At 62.5% G+C, this 13612-nt stretch carries 9 protein-coding genes and 2 tRNA genes; 1 reads left to right on the top strand and 10 read right to left on the bottom strand.

The annotated features are described in order from the left end of the window. Positions 1-32 precede the first annotated feature (32 nt). The 4 genes from VJ604_RS14325 to VJ604_RS14310 form a co-directional block, all read right to left on the bottom strand. Positions 33-380, bottom strand: coding sequence for a hypothetical protein (locus VJ604_RS14325; RefSeq protein WP_324083602.1), 348 nt, complete (start codon positions 378-380; stop codon positions 33-35). A 163-nt stretch (positions 381-543) separates the two neighbouring features. Beyond that, positions 544-1956 carry a type I glutamate--ammonia ligase gene (glnA, locus tag VJ604_RS14320; protein ID WP_324083600.1) on the bottom strand — a complete coding sequence of 471 codons (1413 nt, stop codon included), beginning with the start codon at positions 1954-1956 and terminating at the stop codon, positions 544-546. 37 nt (positions 1957-1993) lie between these two features. Further along, positions 1994-2332, bottom strand: coding sequence for a P-II family nitrogen regulator (locus VJ604_RS14315; RefSeq protein WP_324083599.1), 339 nt, complete (start codon positions 2330-2332; stop codon positions 1994-1996). A 402-nt stretch (positions 2333-2734) separates the two neighbouring features. Next, positions 2735-4816, bottom strand: coding sequence for a glutamine synthetase III family protein (locus VJ604_RS14310; protein WP_324083597.1), 2082 nt, complete (start codon positions 4814-4816; stop codon positions 2735-2737). Positions 4817-5395: 579 nt separating this feature from the next. Between VJ604_RS14310 and VJ604_RS14305 the strand changes: the two genes are divergently transcribed. Continuing rightward, positions 5396-6139 carry a M23 family metallopeptidase gene (locus VJ604_RS14305; protein WP_324083595.1) on the top strand — a complete coding sequence of 248 codons (744 nt, stop codon included), beginning with the start codon at positions 5396-5398 and terminating at the stop codon, positions 6137-6139. A 114-nt stretch (positions 6140-6253) separates the two neighbouring features. Here VJ604_RS14305 and hrpB read toward each other — a convergent pair whose 3' ends face one another. The 6 genes from hrpB to VJ604_RS14275 all read right to left on the bottom strand — a co-directional run bounded on the left by hrpB (position 6254) and on the right by VJ604_RS14275 (position 13494). Further along, positions 6254-8737, bottom strand: a complete 2484-nt coding sequence (gene hrpB / locus VJ604_RS14300) for an ATP-dependent helicase HrpB (protein ID WP_324083593.1) — start codon at positions 8735-8737, stop codon at positions 6254-6256. Positions 8738-8746: 9 nt separating this feature from the next. Beyond that, complete coding sequence (locus VJ604_RS14295; RefSeq protein WP_324083591.1) at positions 8747-9421, bottom strand: HAD family hydrolase; 675 nt, start codon at positions 9419-9421, stop codon at positions 8747-8749. A gap of 237 nt (positions 9422-9658) precedes the next feature. Then, positions 9659-12397 (bottom strand): SLBB domain-containing protein, encoded by a 2739-nt coding sequence (locus VJ604_RS14290; protein ID WP_324083589.1) that lies wholly within the window; start codon positions 12395-12397, stop codon positions 9659-9661. Between the two features lie 284 nt (positions 12398-12681). Beyond that, positions 12682-12756: transfer RNA gene (locus tag VJ604_RS14285), tRNA-Glu, on the bottom strand. Positions 12757-12826: 70 nt separating this feature from the next. Beyond that, a tRNA-Gln gene (locus tag VJ604_RS14280) sits at positions 12827-12901 on the bottom strand. Between the two features lie 41 nt (positions 12902-12942). Further along, positions 12943-13494 carry a 2-oxoacid:ferredoxin oxidoreductase subunit gamma family protein gene (locus VJ604_RS14275; RefSeq protein WP_324083587.1) on the bottom strand — a complete coding sequence of 184 codons (552 nt, stop codon included), beginning with the start codon at positions 13492-13494 and terminating at the stop codon, positions 12943-12945. Between the last annotated feature and the right edge of the window lie 118 nt (positions 13495-13612).

Here is a 13612-nt window from a genome sequence, read left to right as displayed (position 1 = left end):
AAGTGACGGCGGTCCATCGGGACCAGCCGGAGCTATTTCTCCCAGTCGCCGTTTTCCCAGCGTTCAAGAGCTGCCTGCGCCCTGAAACCGATCAACCCGGGCAGCGCCGCAATGGCGGTAAGGGTCACCACGCAGCGTCCTGGCGCCTCGCGCATGGCATAGACGGCCACCATCCCGGCGACGGCCGGTTCGGGGTGGCCAAGTAGAAGCAGGAGCTCGTCCACTCCTCCCTCGCGCTTCAGTGCCGCATAGTAGCGATTCAGGTCCGCGACTTCGGCGGCAGCCGCCTCGTCGTCCATGGCCTCCATGGCCTCGGCATGCCGCAGCGCCCCCCGCACGAACCACTCGACCAGCTTTTTCACCTTCTCTTGCTGCTGCAAACTTCCCCCTCGCGCCGCGGCACTCTGCCGCTTCCGCGGCAAATCGGCAGTGGGTGAAGTTAGCAGTTTTTCCCAACCGCATCAAGGAGAAAGACCTCCTCCCATGACGCGAAAAAGGCGGGGTTTCCCCCGCCTTTTTTGCTGCCCGTATGAGCAGATCTGCCTAGATGTCGAAGTACAGAGCGAACTCGAGCGGTACCGGACGCATACGGACCGGGTTGACTTCGGCTTCGGTTTTGTACTCGATCCACTTCTCGATGACGTCCGGGGTGAAGACGTCGCCCTTCAGGAGGAAGTCGTGGTCCTCGGCGAGTGCCTTGAGAGCTTCCTCCAGGGTGCCCGGTGCGGACGGGATGGTGGAGAGCTCCTCCGGGGACAGACCGTAGATGTCCTTGTCCAGCGGCTGGCCCGGATCGATCTTGTTCTCGACGCCGTCGAGGCCGGCCATCAGCATGGCAGCGAAGGCGAGGTAGCCGTTGCAGGACGGGTCCGGAGTACGGTACTCGATGCGCTTGGCTTTCGGGTTGCTGGAGAACATCGGGATACGCAGCGAAGCGGAACGGTTACGGCTGGAGTAAGCCATGTTCACCGGAGCCTCGAAGCCCGGCACCAGACGTTTGTAGGAGTTGGTGGTCGGGTTGGTGAAGGCGCACAGGGCGCGGGCGTGCTTGATGATGCCGCCGATGTACCAGAGGGCCATCTGGGAGAGCCCACCGTACTTGTCGCCGGCGAACAGGTTGGTGCCGTCCTTCCAGATCGACATGTGGCAGTGCATGCCGGAGCCGTTGTCGCCGTAGAGCGGTTTCGGCATGAAGGTGACGGTCTTGCCGTTTCTGTTGGCCACGTTCTTGATCACGTACTTGAACCACTGGAGCTGGTCGGCCATGTCGACCAGCGAGGAGAAGCGCATGTCGATCTCGGCCTGGCCGCCGGTGGCGACTTCGTGGTGCTGGCACTCGACGCGGATGCCGACCTTCTGCAGCTCGAGAACCATCTCGTTACGGAGATCGTTCTGGGAGTCGGTCGGGGAAACCGGGAAGTAGCCTTCCTTGTGGCGCGGCTTGTAGCCAAGGTTCGGGAACTCTTCACGGCCGGAGTTCCAGATCCCTTCCACCGAGTCAACCGAGTAGAAGGAGGAGTTGGCGTTGGAGTCGTAACGGACGTCGTCGAAGATGAAGAACTCGGCTTCCGGTCCGAAGTAGGCGGTGTCGCCGATGCCGGTGGACTTCAGGTAGTTCTCGGCCTTCTTGGCGATGTTGCGCGGGTCGCGGCTGTAATCTTCTTTGGTGATCGGGTCGAAGATGTCGCAGATGAGCGAGAGGGTCGGGATTGCGGTGAAGGGATCCATTTTGGCGGTCTTGGGATCCGGGATGATGATCATGTCGGAGGCGTGGATCGGCTGCCATCCGCGGATGGAGGAGCCGTCAAAGCCCTGACCTTCTTCAAAAGTGTCTTCGCTGAATTCGCTCATCGGAACGGTAAAGTGCTGCCAGATACCGACGAAATCCATAAACTTGAAGTCGACCATCAGAGCGCCATTTTCTTTGGCGAACTCCACTACTTGTTTAGGTGTCATCTACAGTCTCCTTTGATTTTTTTGAAAATCAGGCCGACTACAGGGCGTCTTCACCACGCTCGCCGGTCCTGATCCGGACAACCTCTTCCACCGGGGTCACGAAGATCTTGCCGTCGCCGATGCGGCCGGTTTTGGCCCCCTGCTCGATGGCCTCGACCACCTTGGCGACCACCTCGTCGGAGCAGATGATCTCCATCTTGATTTTCGGTATGAAATCGACGACATACTCGGCGCCACGGTACAGTTCCGTGTGCCCCTTCTGCCGGCCGAACCCTTTTACCTCACCGATCGTGATCCCTTGGATCCCAATCTCGTTGAGGGCCTCTTTGACCTCGTCAAGTTTGAAAGGTTTGATAATCGCTTCGACTTTCTTCACGGCAGTTACCTCCGTATAAATTTCAATGAGGGACGGATTATAGTGAGCTTGCCTTCAAATTGCAAGATGAATAAACCCACCGGAATCACTTATCGACTAAATTTAAAGCAAATTGTTTGCCAACTATTGGAGAGTTACCGAATGACAGTTCCGGAATCCGGGGGCGGTTGATTGCTGCGGAGAAAATGCAGCAAAAGTATAGTGTAGATGTCGACCAGCGCAAGTCAAGCAGCAGCTTTCCAGGGCCGCATCAGCGCATGAGCTGCGAGCAAGAGGAATAGATTGCTCGTTGCTATCTCGACACCCTGCACGACAACGTTGGCCCCCCGCTCCCCGTGCTTTTGATCAAAAAAGGGGCCTCGAGATGAGGCCCCTTTTCGAGAGTACAACCAACTTCTGTGATTACAGGATGAACAGCATTTCCCTGTAGGTCGGCAGCGGCCAGTATTTGGCGGCGATGATCTTCTCCAGTGCGTCGCCGTCGGCGCGCAGGTCGAGCATCTTGGCGAACACCTTCTCCCTGAAGGAAGCAGCCTGCTTCTCGACATCTTCGATCTTCAGAGCGGCGTCCAGAGCCTTCTCAAGCGCCTTGACGTTGCCGTTCATGGAGGCCAGCTTGTCGCACAGCTCACCCAGCAGCTCTTTCTGGGCCGAGACGTCCAGCTTGCCGGATACGGCGGCAACGGCGTTGTAGGAAGTTGCCACTTCGGTGGCGAACTCCATGGCCGCCGGGACGATGCTCTGCTTGGCCATGTCCAGCATGGTCAGCGCCTCGATGTTCAGGGCCTTGACGTACTGCTCGACCATGATGTCGTAGCGGGCGTGCAGCTCTTTCTCGTTGAAGACGCCGTGGGCGACGAACACTTCCACGGCTTCCTTGCTGACCAGCTCCTTGAGGGCTTCCGGGGTGTTGGGGATGTTGGGCAGGCCGCGCTTCTTGGCCTCCTTGACCCACTCGTCGGAGTAGTTGTTGCCGTTGAATACCACGCGCTGGTGCTTCTTGGCGGTCTCCTGCAGGAGCTTCTGCAGGTCGGCGTCGAAGTTCTTGGATTTCTCCAGCTTGTCGGCGAACTGCTTGAGGGTCTCGGCGATGATGGTGTTGATGATGATGTTCGGGCCGGAGATGGAGAAGGAGGAGCCGAGCATCCTGAACTCGAACTTGTTGCCGGTGAAGGCGAACGGCGAGGTCCTGTTGCGGTCGGTGGTGTCTTTCGGGAGCGCCGGCAGGGTGGTGACGCCGATCTTCATCAGGCCGCTCTTGGTGGAGGACTTCGCACCGCCAGCCACGATCTGGTCGAGGATGTCGGCCAGCTGCTCGCCCAGGAACATGGAGATGATGGCCGGCGGCGCCTCGTTGGCGCCCAGGCGGTGGTCGTTGCCGGCGTTGGCGCAGGAGCAGCGCAGAAGGCCAGCGTAGGTGTCCACGGCCTTGATGGTCGCCATCAGGAAGGTCAGGAACTGGGCGTTCTCGTGCGGGGTGTGACCCGGCTCGAGCAGGTTCTGGCCGTCGTTGGAGCTCATGGACCAGTTGTTGTGCTTGCCGGAGCCGTTCACGCCGGCGAACGGCTTCTCGTGCAGCAGGCAGACGAGGTCGTGCCTGAGGGCGACGCGCTTCAGGACGTCCATCACCATCTGGTTGTGGTCGGTGGCGATATTGGTGTTCTCGAAGATCGGGGCGATCTCGAACTGTCCCGGGGCCACCTCGTTGTGCTGGGTCTTGGCGGTAACGCCCAGTTTCCACAGCTCCTCGTTCACTTCCTTCATGTAGGAGAGCACCCTCTCCTTGATGCTGCCGAAGTAGTGGTCTTCCAGCTCCTGCCCTTTGGAGGACATGGCGCCGAAGAGGGTCCTGCCGGCCAGCATGAGGTCGGGCCTTTCCAGGTAGAAGGACTTGTCGACCAGGAAGTACTCCTGCTCGGCGCCCACGGTGGAGGTGACCCTGGTGGCCTCGGTGTTGCCGAACAGACGGAGGATACGGACCGCCTGCTTGGAGAGGGCCTCCATGGAGCGCAGCAGCGGGGTCTTCTTGTCGAGCGCCTCGCCGGTGTAGGAGCAGAAGGCGGTGGGGATGACCAGGGTGATGACGTCGGCTTCTTCCCTCAGGAAGGCCGGCGAGGTGCAGTCCCAGGCGGTGTAGCCACGGGCCTCGAAGGTGGCCCTCAGGCCGCCGGAGGGAAAGGAGGAGGCGTCCGGCTCGCCCTTGATCAGCTCTTTGCCGGAGAATTCCATCAGGACCCCGTTATCGGCGGGGGAGATGAAGGAGTCATGTTTTTCAGCGGTGATGCCGGTCATCGGCTGGAACCAGTGGGTAAAATGGGTGGCGCCTCTCTCGATGGCCCACTCTTTCATGGAAGTCGCGACGACGTCTGCAATGGAAGGGTCCAGGGGCAGACCTTCTTCGATAGTGTTTTTCAGATTTTTGAAAACATTTTTCGGCAATCTTTCTCTCATCACGGACAGGTTATACACGTTTTGCCCAAACATTTCCACGATACTGCCTCCTTTTTATACAGCTGTGAGTAAAAAATAAGCAGGATATGCTTATTCCGGTTCGAAGTTTTCAGGGTTTAGGAAACTTTGCCATAAAACCCGTAGTTAACAGCAAAAGAGATGCCAATTCCACCCAACCGGTGATTGACCCCGGGCCACCGACGGTGACGCTTTTGTGGGCAGTGGACATGCGTTTGGCACAAGGGCAGACGGGGAGAGGAAAGAGCGCTCCTAAAGCGGCCATCCAGTCCCGGTTCCGTCCAGCGCCACAGCCCCCTGCGCTTTGCTTATTGTGTTGGGGAGCAACGCGAGAAAGCATGACGGCTGCACAATAAAGAGGCAGCAGTTTCCTCCCATGCCGACGAATGAGGCAGCACAACGACCACCGGCCAAGCTTGCCAATGCTCGCAGGGCACGCTATAGTGGTGCGCACCAATCAACCGGCCCCTGCCGGCTCTGCCCTTGGCGGAGCTACATGCAACGAGCGGGCCGAGCATCCTTGCATTTTTTATGATAGAGAGCACGCGGGGAGTTTTCGGGCTCTGACAGCTGGTTTGCACCTATGAGTGAGCGATGAAAGAACGCGGTACCAGGCAAAGAGGAGCAGGCGCAGGCACCTTTTTCCTGCAGGTGGCACTCTGCCTGCTGGTCGCCAGCTGCGCGTACGGAGACTTCTACCGCTATACCGGCGAAGACGGCGTGGAGGTGTATACCAACACCCCGGTCAAAGGCGGGGTCAAGGTGATGCGGGAGTCGAGCGGGAAGTCGGAACAGAAGCGGGAAGGGGCGCGCAGGCCGGAGGTAAAGCGTGAAGCGAAGGAGGCAGCTACCTGCGAGCCGTTGTCATCCTCGCAAGACCCGCTGCTGCCGGTGAAGGGTGTGGTCACCTCGAAGGTTGGCTGGCGCCACGACCCGATCGATGGCGCCATCAGGCATCACAACGGGGTGGATATCGCGGTTGCGGTCGGCACCAGTGTGCGGGCGATCGCCGCCGGCCGCGTGCTGGAGAGCGCTCCGCATGGTGGCTACGGCAACCTGGTCGCCATCGAGCACCCCGACGGGAGCACCTCGCTGTACGGGCACAATTCTCAGCTGAACGTCCGGGCCGGCGACCAGGTGGCGGCCGGCGACACCATCGCCCTGTCCGGCTCAACCGGCAGGTCGACCGGCCCGCATCTCCATTTCGAGCTGTGGCGAAACGGGTCGAACGTGACCGAGGCATATCTGAAGACCGGGGCCGGCCTCCCGGACGTCTCCGGCGGGGTCAGGAGCTACCTGCACAAGGACGGGTCGATCGTCTTCACCAACCTGAGATAATCATTATCCATCAACTCTTCCCACAGTCCCAAGCGCTCCCTCCCCCCACGGGGGAGGGCCGGGGTGAGGGAAGCCTCGCAGCTTCGTGGAAAGTACCCTAACCCCACCCTCTCCTTACATCCGCTTCTTCACATGCCGGGTCGCCGGTGCGTTCCACGGGTCTTCCGGCCAGGGGTGCTTCGGATAACGTCCCTTCAGCTCCTTGCAGACCTCGCGGTAGGCGCCATTCCAGAAACTCCTCAGATCGGCGGTAACCTGGATCGGCCGGCGCGCGGGCGACAACAGGTGAATGACCACCGGCACCCTCCCCAGGGCGATACGCGGCGTCTCGGCCAGACCGAACATCTCCTGCACCTTGACGGCCAGGTAGGGGTCGCCGGCGTCCGGGTAGTGCAGCTGGACGCGTGAGCCGCTGGGCACCGGCAGATGGGTCGGCGCCCCCTCGTCCAGAAGCTTCTGCTCCCGCCAGCTAAGTAGAGCCCTAAGCGGCGCCAGCAGGTCCACCCGCGCCAACTGGGCGAGCGTCCGCACCCCTTCCAGGTAGGGGAGCAGCCAGCTCTCCAGGGTCGCGGTGAGCGCCTCATCGGAGAGATCGGGAAGTCCCTCCTCCGGGAGGACCCGCGCCAGGAACCGCACCCGGTTGCGGAACTCCAGCGCCTGCTCGCTCCAGTTCAGCCCGCCGATGCCGGGCCTGGTCACGATTCCCCGTGCCAGTGCGGCCCCGACCTCCTCCTTGGCAGGAGCAGAGGGACGTTCCGAAAGGAGAATGGCTCCCAGGCGCTCCTCTTCGCGGGCCACCACCCTCCCTTCCCGCTCGTCCCAGAATACGGCACGCCCCCTGGTGATGGCGGCGGCACACTCCGCGCGGATAGCTGCCAGGGTCACCGCGCTCGCCATGTGCACCTCACCCTCGGCGACTCCCCCTTCCACGTCGACGGCCACCAGGAAAGGCTGCCCCCTGAGGTTACTGCGCGGGGAGAGACGGGCGCCGGAACCGTTGGCCATCAGGTAGCGCCCGGAGCCGGGGCTTCTCTCCCTGGCCACCCGGTCGGGATAGGCCTTCATCAACAGTTCGCCGACCAGGGCGGCGTCCGCCCCCCTTCGAGGTGCGCCCTCCGCCATCCCCAGCGTTCTCCTGAAGTACTCCGCCACCCGCTCGATGGTCCGGCTTCCCAGGGGATCAACTCCTGCCTCCAGCGCTTCCACCCGGTCCAGCACATCGCTCTCCGATACGGAGGCCTCCCCTCGCGGCATGATGTCCCGCTCGGAGAGGACGGCTGCCAGCGTGCAGGCCAGGGCCCCCTCCCCTTTGGCAGCGGCGGCGATCAGCATGGCGGCGAACCTCGGATGCATGGGCAGAGCCGCCATCTTTTTCCCGAGCTCGGTGATCGCGCCGCGCGCATCGAGGGCGCCCAGCTCGCGCAGGAGGTTTCGCCCCTCGGCAAGGTGGCCGGCGGGAGGCTGGTCGAGAAAGCTCAGGGAAGCCGGATCGGCCACTCCCCACAGGGAGAGATCGAGAGCCAGCGGGGTGAGGTCGGAGACCCGGATCTCGGGAGGGGTGAAGGGGAGCAGGGTCTTGTGGGCATGCTCGGTCCAGAGGCGGTAGCAGACGCCCGGTGCCACCCTCCCCGCGCGCCCGGCCCGCTGCTCGGCCGAAGCCGCCGAGATGCGCAGGGTCTCCAGCCGGTTAAGGCCGGTGGATGGATCGAAGCGGAGCTGGCGGGAAAAGCCGGTATCGATCACCACCCGGACCCCCTCGATGGTGAGGCTGGTCTCGGCGATGTTGGTGGAGAGGACGACCTTGCGGCGGTCGGCGGGGAGGATGGCGCGCTCCTGCACGGCGAAAGGGAGGTCGCCGTAGAGGACCGCCACCAGGATGTCGGCCCCCAGGCGCTCCTTGAGAAGCCTCTCCAGCCTGCGGATCTCGCCTGCTCCCGGCAGGAAAACCAGGATGTCGCCGCCGGTCTCGGCCAGGGCGGCCAGGACGGCGGAGAGGGCGATATCGGGAAGCCTTCCGGCCGGCTCCGCCTTCAGATAGCGGATATCGACCGGGAACTGCCTCCCCGGGCTGGAGATGAGCGGCGCTCCCCCCAGCAGGCTCGCCACCGGGGCGGCGTCCAGGGTGGCCGACATGACCAGAATCCTCAGCTCCTCGCGCAGCCCCTGCTGGACGTCGCGGCACAGCGCGAGCGAAAGGTCGCAGACCAGGCTCCGCTCGTGGAACTCGTCGAAGATCACCGCGCCCACCCCTTCCAGGGTCGGGTCGCTCTGCAGCCGGCGGGCCAGGATCCCCTCGGTCACCACCTCGATGCGGGTGGCGGCGGAGACCTTGCGCTCGAAACGGATGCTGTAGCCCACCCGTTTCCCCACCTCCTCCCCAAGGCAGGAGGCCATGTAGCGGGCGGCGTTGACGGCGGCCAGCCTGCGCGGCTCGAGCATGACGATCCGCTGCCCGTTCAGAAACGGGGAGTCAAGCAGGGCCAGAGGGACGCGGGTGGTCTTGCCGGCGCCCGGCGGCGCCTGGAGCACGGCGACGTTGGTCTGCTCCAGGGCGGCCACCAGCTCCGGGAGAATGGCGGAGATGGGAGGGGTCTTCATGATGGAGGATCAGATGAGGAGGTGCAGGGTGTCCAGGCTGACCCCGGCCAGGGAATCGACCACCCGGATGGCGCCGGTCAGGCGCTCGGCGGGATAGCTGTTGGTGACCGCCAGCACGTTCAGCCCGGCACCGGCCGCGGAGGTGATGCCGGCGGGGGTATCCTCGACAGCCAGGGACCTCCCCGGAGCGATGGAGTCGGGGTAGCGCTCCTGGAGCCTCTGCACGGCGAGCCGGTAGCTCTCCGGGTCAGGCTTGCTGGCCGTCACCTCGTCCGCGGTCACCATGCAGTCGAAGGCGCCGGTGAGGCAGAGCTGGGCCAGGATGGGGTCGATGTCGCTTCTGAGCGCGCCGCTGCAGAGGGCAAGCGGCAGGTTGCCGGAGATGGAGCGGATCAGGTCGACCACCCCCGGATAGGGGGCGACGCCGGTGGCAACGATGTCCAGGAAGGCCTTGGCCTTTGCTTCCATCAGCCTTTTCAGCTCCTGGTCCGGCAGTGGGCGGCCGGCGGCGCGGAAGGCCTCCCGGAAGGCGTCGCGGTCGTCAAATCCCATGTAGGTGTCTATGTATTCCTGCCAGGAGTAGCCGAGGTCAAGCGGAACCAGCAGCTCCTGGAAGGCTTTGTAGTGAAGGGGTTCGGTGTCGACGATGATGCCGTCGAAGTCGAAGATCACAGCGTCAAGCATGTGAAGGCTCCTTATGGGGTGAGGACGTTGAATGGGGTCAAGCTGGAAAGGGTCGATAATGGCAGAAAACAGGCGGCAGCGCCAGTAAAAATCAGGTTACGGAAGAGGTGATCATAGTGGTGGCGGTAGCGGGACCGGAGTAAGCCGGGCTTGTTCCGGTCGAGAAAGGATTCCCTCATCCCGCCCCTCCCCCGTCGGGGGAGGGAACGTTGGGGGACAGGCCATTGGATACTACGGCTATTTGAAATACAGGAAGATGGTGCCGGCGGTGAGGGCCACCTGGGAGACTATGGTGGTGAGGTCCTTGATCTCCCTCAGCCATGCGATGTGATCGTAGTTCTGCGGAACCACGATGGTGTCGCCCGGATTGAGGGTGCGGGACATGAAACTTCCGAAGTGCCAGCTCTTGTCGTTTTCATCCCAGCGGAACCCGAAGGACGACTGCTGCCTACTGGTAACGCTGCCGTCCACCCGCACGATGTAGGTCTCGCTGGGATCGGCGTCACTCAAGGGACCGCCCGATTTCTGCAGGTAGCCCGCCACCGTCTCGTTTCGCTGATACACGAAGGAGGTGGGGTTGTAGACGTCCCCGAGCACGCTGACCACGCTGGGGGTGACGGGAACCTCCAACTCGTCGCCTCCCATGAGTTCCAGGTCATAGCTGGTCCTGGCGAGCTGGTCCGGCGGCAGCAGGTTGATCACGATGCGCCCCTCGGCCTTCTTGTTCTTGAGGATCTCCAGGTTCTTCAACAGGGAGTCGAGGGAGGACTTGGTAGCCGCCATGTCCTCACCTGAGGAGGCGACCGCCGAGGCTTCGCTCTGCTTCTTCAGGATCTGCTGCTCGCTTCTTTCGATGACCTCGTCCATCCTCTTCTGCTGCATTTCCTGCACCGACCTCCTGGTGAAACGGGCCCCGCGCAGGTAGGCGCGCTCGGTGAAGCCACCGGCCCGATTGATCACCGAACTCAACCGCTCCCCGTAGGTGATCGAGTACATCCCCGGGTAGCGGACCTCCCCCTTCAGGGTCACGAACCGGTCAGGCACCGCCATCCAGTTGGTGATGCTCCTCACGGTCAGCATGTCGTCCGGCTGCAGGGTTAGGTTGGCGGCGGGGTCGCCGGCCAGCACCTTTTGGAGGTCGAGGTTCACCCTGCTGGCAACCGCCAGCCCGCCCCGCACCTCGGTCCGGGTCAGCTCCGCGCTTCCCAGAAGGGCATTGCGCTTGAGACTGCCGCCGGCGGTCAACAGGTCGCGCACCGTCATGTGCGGGTAGAACGGGTAGCTCCCCGGCTTCACCACCTCGCCGGTCACCGAGACCATGGCCTGCTCCTGCATGTCCCAGCGGGAGAAAACCTTCACCGTGTCCTGCTCCCTCAGTTCCACGTTTTCCGACTGATCGCCGGCAAGCGCTTCACCCAGGTTGGCGGAGAGCTTCTCGACGTGGCGGTCGGGAAGCTGCATCCGGGTGATCTCCACCGCCCCCAGGTAGGTCTCCGGAAGCAGCGCGCTGTAGTCGGGTATCAGGTCCCTGAGCCTCATCCCCTCGTGAAACTGGTAATCACCGGGCCTCGCCACGTTGCCTTTCAGGGTGACCATGCCGCGGGGGTGGTCATAAAAGGGGAAAACCTTGACCAGGTCGCGGTCGACGATGGGGACCGTAGAGAGTTGGTTATCGAGGTTGCGGGTCTTGGGATGGTAATCGAGGATAACGCGGGCGTTGTTGTCCTCCAGCCGCTCCACCTGGATGCGGGTGTTGTCGGCAGCGGCGGTGATGCCGCCGGCCATCTCCAGCAGCATGGGAAGGGTCTTCTCCCCCTTCAGCTCGTAAATCGCGGGACGCTTCACCTCGCCGGCCACCGCGGCCACCGGACCGATCAGCGGCACGAAGAGGGTGTCGCCGTTCTCCACCCTGAGGTCGCGGCTGCGGTCTCCGGAGAGGAACATCGCGTAGAGGTCCATCTCCTGGACGGTCTTCCCCCCCCTGAGCAGCCGCACCTTCCTGAGCGAGCCGTTCTTGGTGGGGCCGCCGGCAGCCGACAGGGCGTTGATGGCAGTGGCCAGGGAACTTATCGTGTAGGAGCCTGGCTCGCGTACCTCTCCCACCACGAAGACCTGGATGGTGCGCAGCTTGCCGAGGGTCACGTTCAGCTCGTAGCCGCGGTAGTAGCGGGAGATCGCCTTGTCGATCACCGCACGCAGCTGGGAGTAGTTGAGCCCCCAGACCTTGACCGCTCCCACCTTCGGTATCAGGACCTCGCCGTTTCTATCGACGACCAGGTCATAGCGGGCCTGCACCGAGCCCCAGACATCGATACGCAGCGCGTCGCCAGGCCCGACCACGTAGTCCGATCCCACCGGCTGGTTGTCCGGCGAGGCCGCCACCGAGTTGCTGAAAAAGTCGTATCCGAACTGCTTTAGGAGTTGCTTCTCCCCGTTGGGCTTCTTGGGTAGGCCTGCTGAGAAGGCGCGCTCGAGCGGAGAACTCAGTTCGTCAGGGGAAAGCGGGATGAGCGTGAGCTCGTCGGAGGAGACCACCTCCTTCCCCTCTCTGGAATAGCCGGACACCCGCACGCAGTAGTGCTGGCCGTTTTTCAGGCCCCGCAGCCGGTAGGGACTCTTCTTTATCTGCTCCTGCTTCTTCTCTACCTTATCCAGGTCGCCGTGGTAGGAAATCACGAAGCTGACCGGCTTGCCGGGACCTTGTTCGGTGACATACCAGGTCAGCAGGATCTCGCTGTCCCCGGACTCACCTCTCAGTTCGAGCCTCCCGTTTGGGGTCGATTCCAGCTTCTCCTTCGATGATTGGCCAGCCGCGCCGACGCCGTCTTGGGAGGCGCCGGTCGAGATCGCGCCGGCTGGGCTATCCCCAGCGGCTCCTTGGGTCGGGGGCCCGGCCCACCCGTCGGTATCAGCCAGACACAAGGAGGGAACGATGACGAGCTGCAGGAACAGGAGCATCAGGATCAGGTATCTCATGCGGACCTCACGGCGGGCGTTCTGAAGCACATTATAAATTAGAGTAGTGTTTTCTAATTAGCAACTTAAAATGTTAGGGAGCGGCAAAAAAGGAACACGGAGCACCATGTGCCCAGCCTGACGAAGGGGGGGAAGGTGTGCTTTAGAAAGCGCCAGAGAGGTTTCGCAGGCGGGGTGCTGCAGCTGGAAGTAGCAGTTAGGTGAAAATAAAGCGGCACCTGTTAGGGCGCCGCGTGGGGGAGTAGGTATAAAAAAAGCAGCGTCCGGAAGACGCTGCTTTTAGATGGTGATCCCAAGGGGACTTGAACCCCTGTTACCGACGTGAAAGGCCGGTGTCCTAACCACTAGACGATGGGACCTGAGTTGGTCGGTAACGCTGCTGTGAGTCGATGCCGCCTGCTCTATCTGGTGCTGCCTGAAAGCTTTAATTGGCTGGGGTGCGAGGATTCGAACCTCGGAATGACGGAGTCAGAGTCCGTTGCCTTACCGCTTGGCGACACCCCAGCAAGTGAGATACGTTAAATAGCAGAACCCGCCCACCGAAGTCAAGCTTTTTTAGCGCCGGCCGCCTGGGCACCCGCTTCTATGGCCTGCAGGTTGGCCGGGATGAAGCGATGATTCCTTTCCGGAAGCGCATGTTTGAGGCCGCCTGCCAGAGAGTCCACGGTGACTGCGCCGGTAACCGCCACGTATGCCCCGAGGGCGACCATGTTGACCATCCTGGCATCACCGAGGTCCATGGCGATGTCGTTCATCGGTACGGTCACCACCTCGATATCCTCGCGGCCGAGCACCGAGGCGTCCACCAGGGAAGAATTGACGATGCAGACGCCGCCCGGCTTGACCCGGGAGCCGAAACGCTCCAGCGAGGCCTGGTTGAGGGCGACCAGGGTGGAGGGACTTCCCACCACCGGGGAGCCGACCGCGCCTTCCGCGATCACCACCGTGCAGGTGGCGGAGCCGCCCCTCTTTTCCACGCCGTAGGCCGGGAAGTAGCTGACGTTTTTCCCTTCATCCATGGCGGCGTAAGAGAGGAGGTTGCCGCCCAAAAGCACCCCCTGCCCGCCGAATCCAGCTATAAGCACGTCGTGTCGCATGATTCCCCCGTAATAACTATCAATGAAGCTCCGCCCCCCACTGCCATCTGACACCCTCGCCCCTTCAAGGGAGAGGGTGGCCGAAGGCTGGGTGAGGGTTGTCCCGTGGTACGGAAAG

Source organism: Geomonas sp. (assembly GCF_035254065.1).
Classification (GTDB): Bacteria; Desulfobacterota; Desulfuromonadia; order Geobacterales; family Geobacteraceae; genus Geomonas.
Note: the sequence above shows the minus strand (reverse complement) of the source record. Positions and strands in the feature narration are given on the sequence as shown.

What these genes read in the sequence shown, in the direction of transcription:
- hrpB (WP_324083593.1), bottom strand. Translation starts at nt 8,737, where the DNA reads ATGAAGACCCCTCCCATCTCCGCCATTCTCCCGGAGCTGGTGGCCGCC.
- VJ604_RS14275 (WP_324083587.1), bottom strand. Translation starts at nt 13,494, where the DNA reads ATGCGACACGACGTGCTTATAGCTGGATTCGGCGGGCAGGGGGTGCTT.
- VJ604_RS14310 (WP_324083597.1), bottom strand. Translation starts at nt 4,816, where the DNA reads ATGTTTGGGCAAAACGTGTATAACCTGTCCGTGATGAGAGAAAGATTG.
- VJ604_RS14295 (WP_324083591.1), bottom strand. Translation starts at nt 9,421, where the DNA reads ATGCTTGACGCTGTGATCTTCGACTTCGACGGCATCATCGTCGACACC.
- VJ604_RS14305 (WP_324083595.1), top strand. Translation starts at nt 5,396, where the DNA reads ATGAAAGAACGCGGTACCAGGCAAAGAGGAGCAGGCGCAGGCACCTTT.
- glnA (WP_324083600.1), bottom strand. Translation starts at nt 1,956, where the DNA reads ATGACACCTAAACAAGTAGTGGAGTTCGCCAAAGAAAATGGCGCTCTG.
- VJ604_RS14290 (WP_324083589.1), bottom strand. Translation starts at nt 12,397, where the DNA reads ATGAGATACCTGATCCTGATGCTCCTGTTCCTGCAGCTCGTCATCGTT.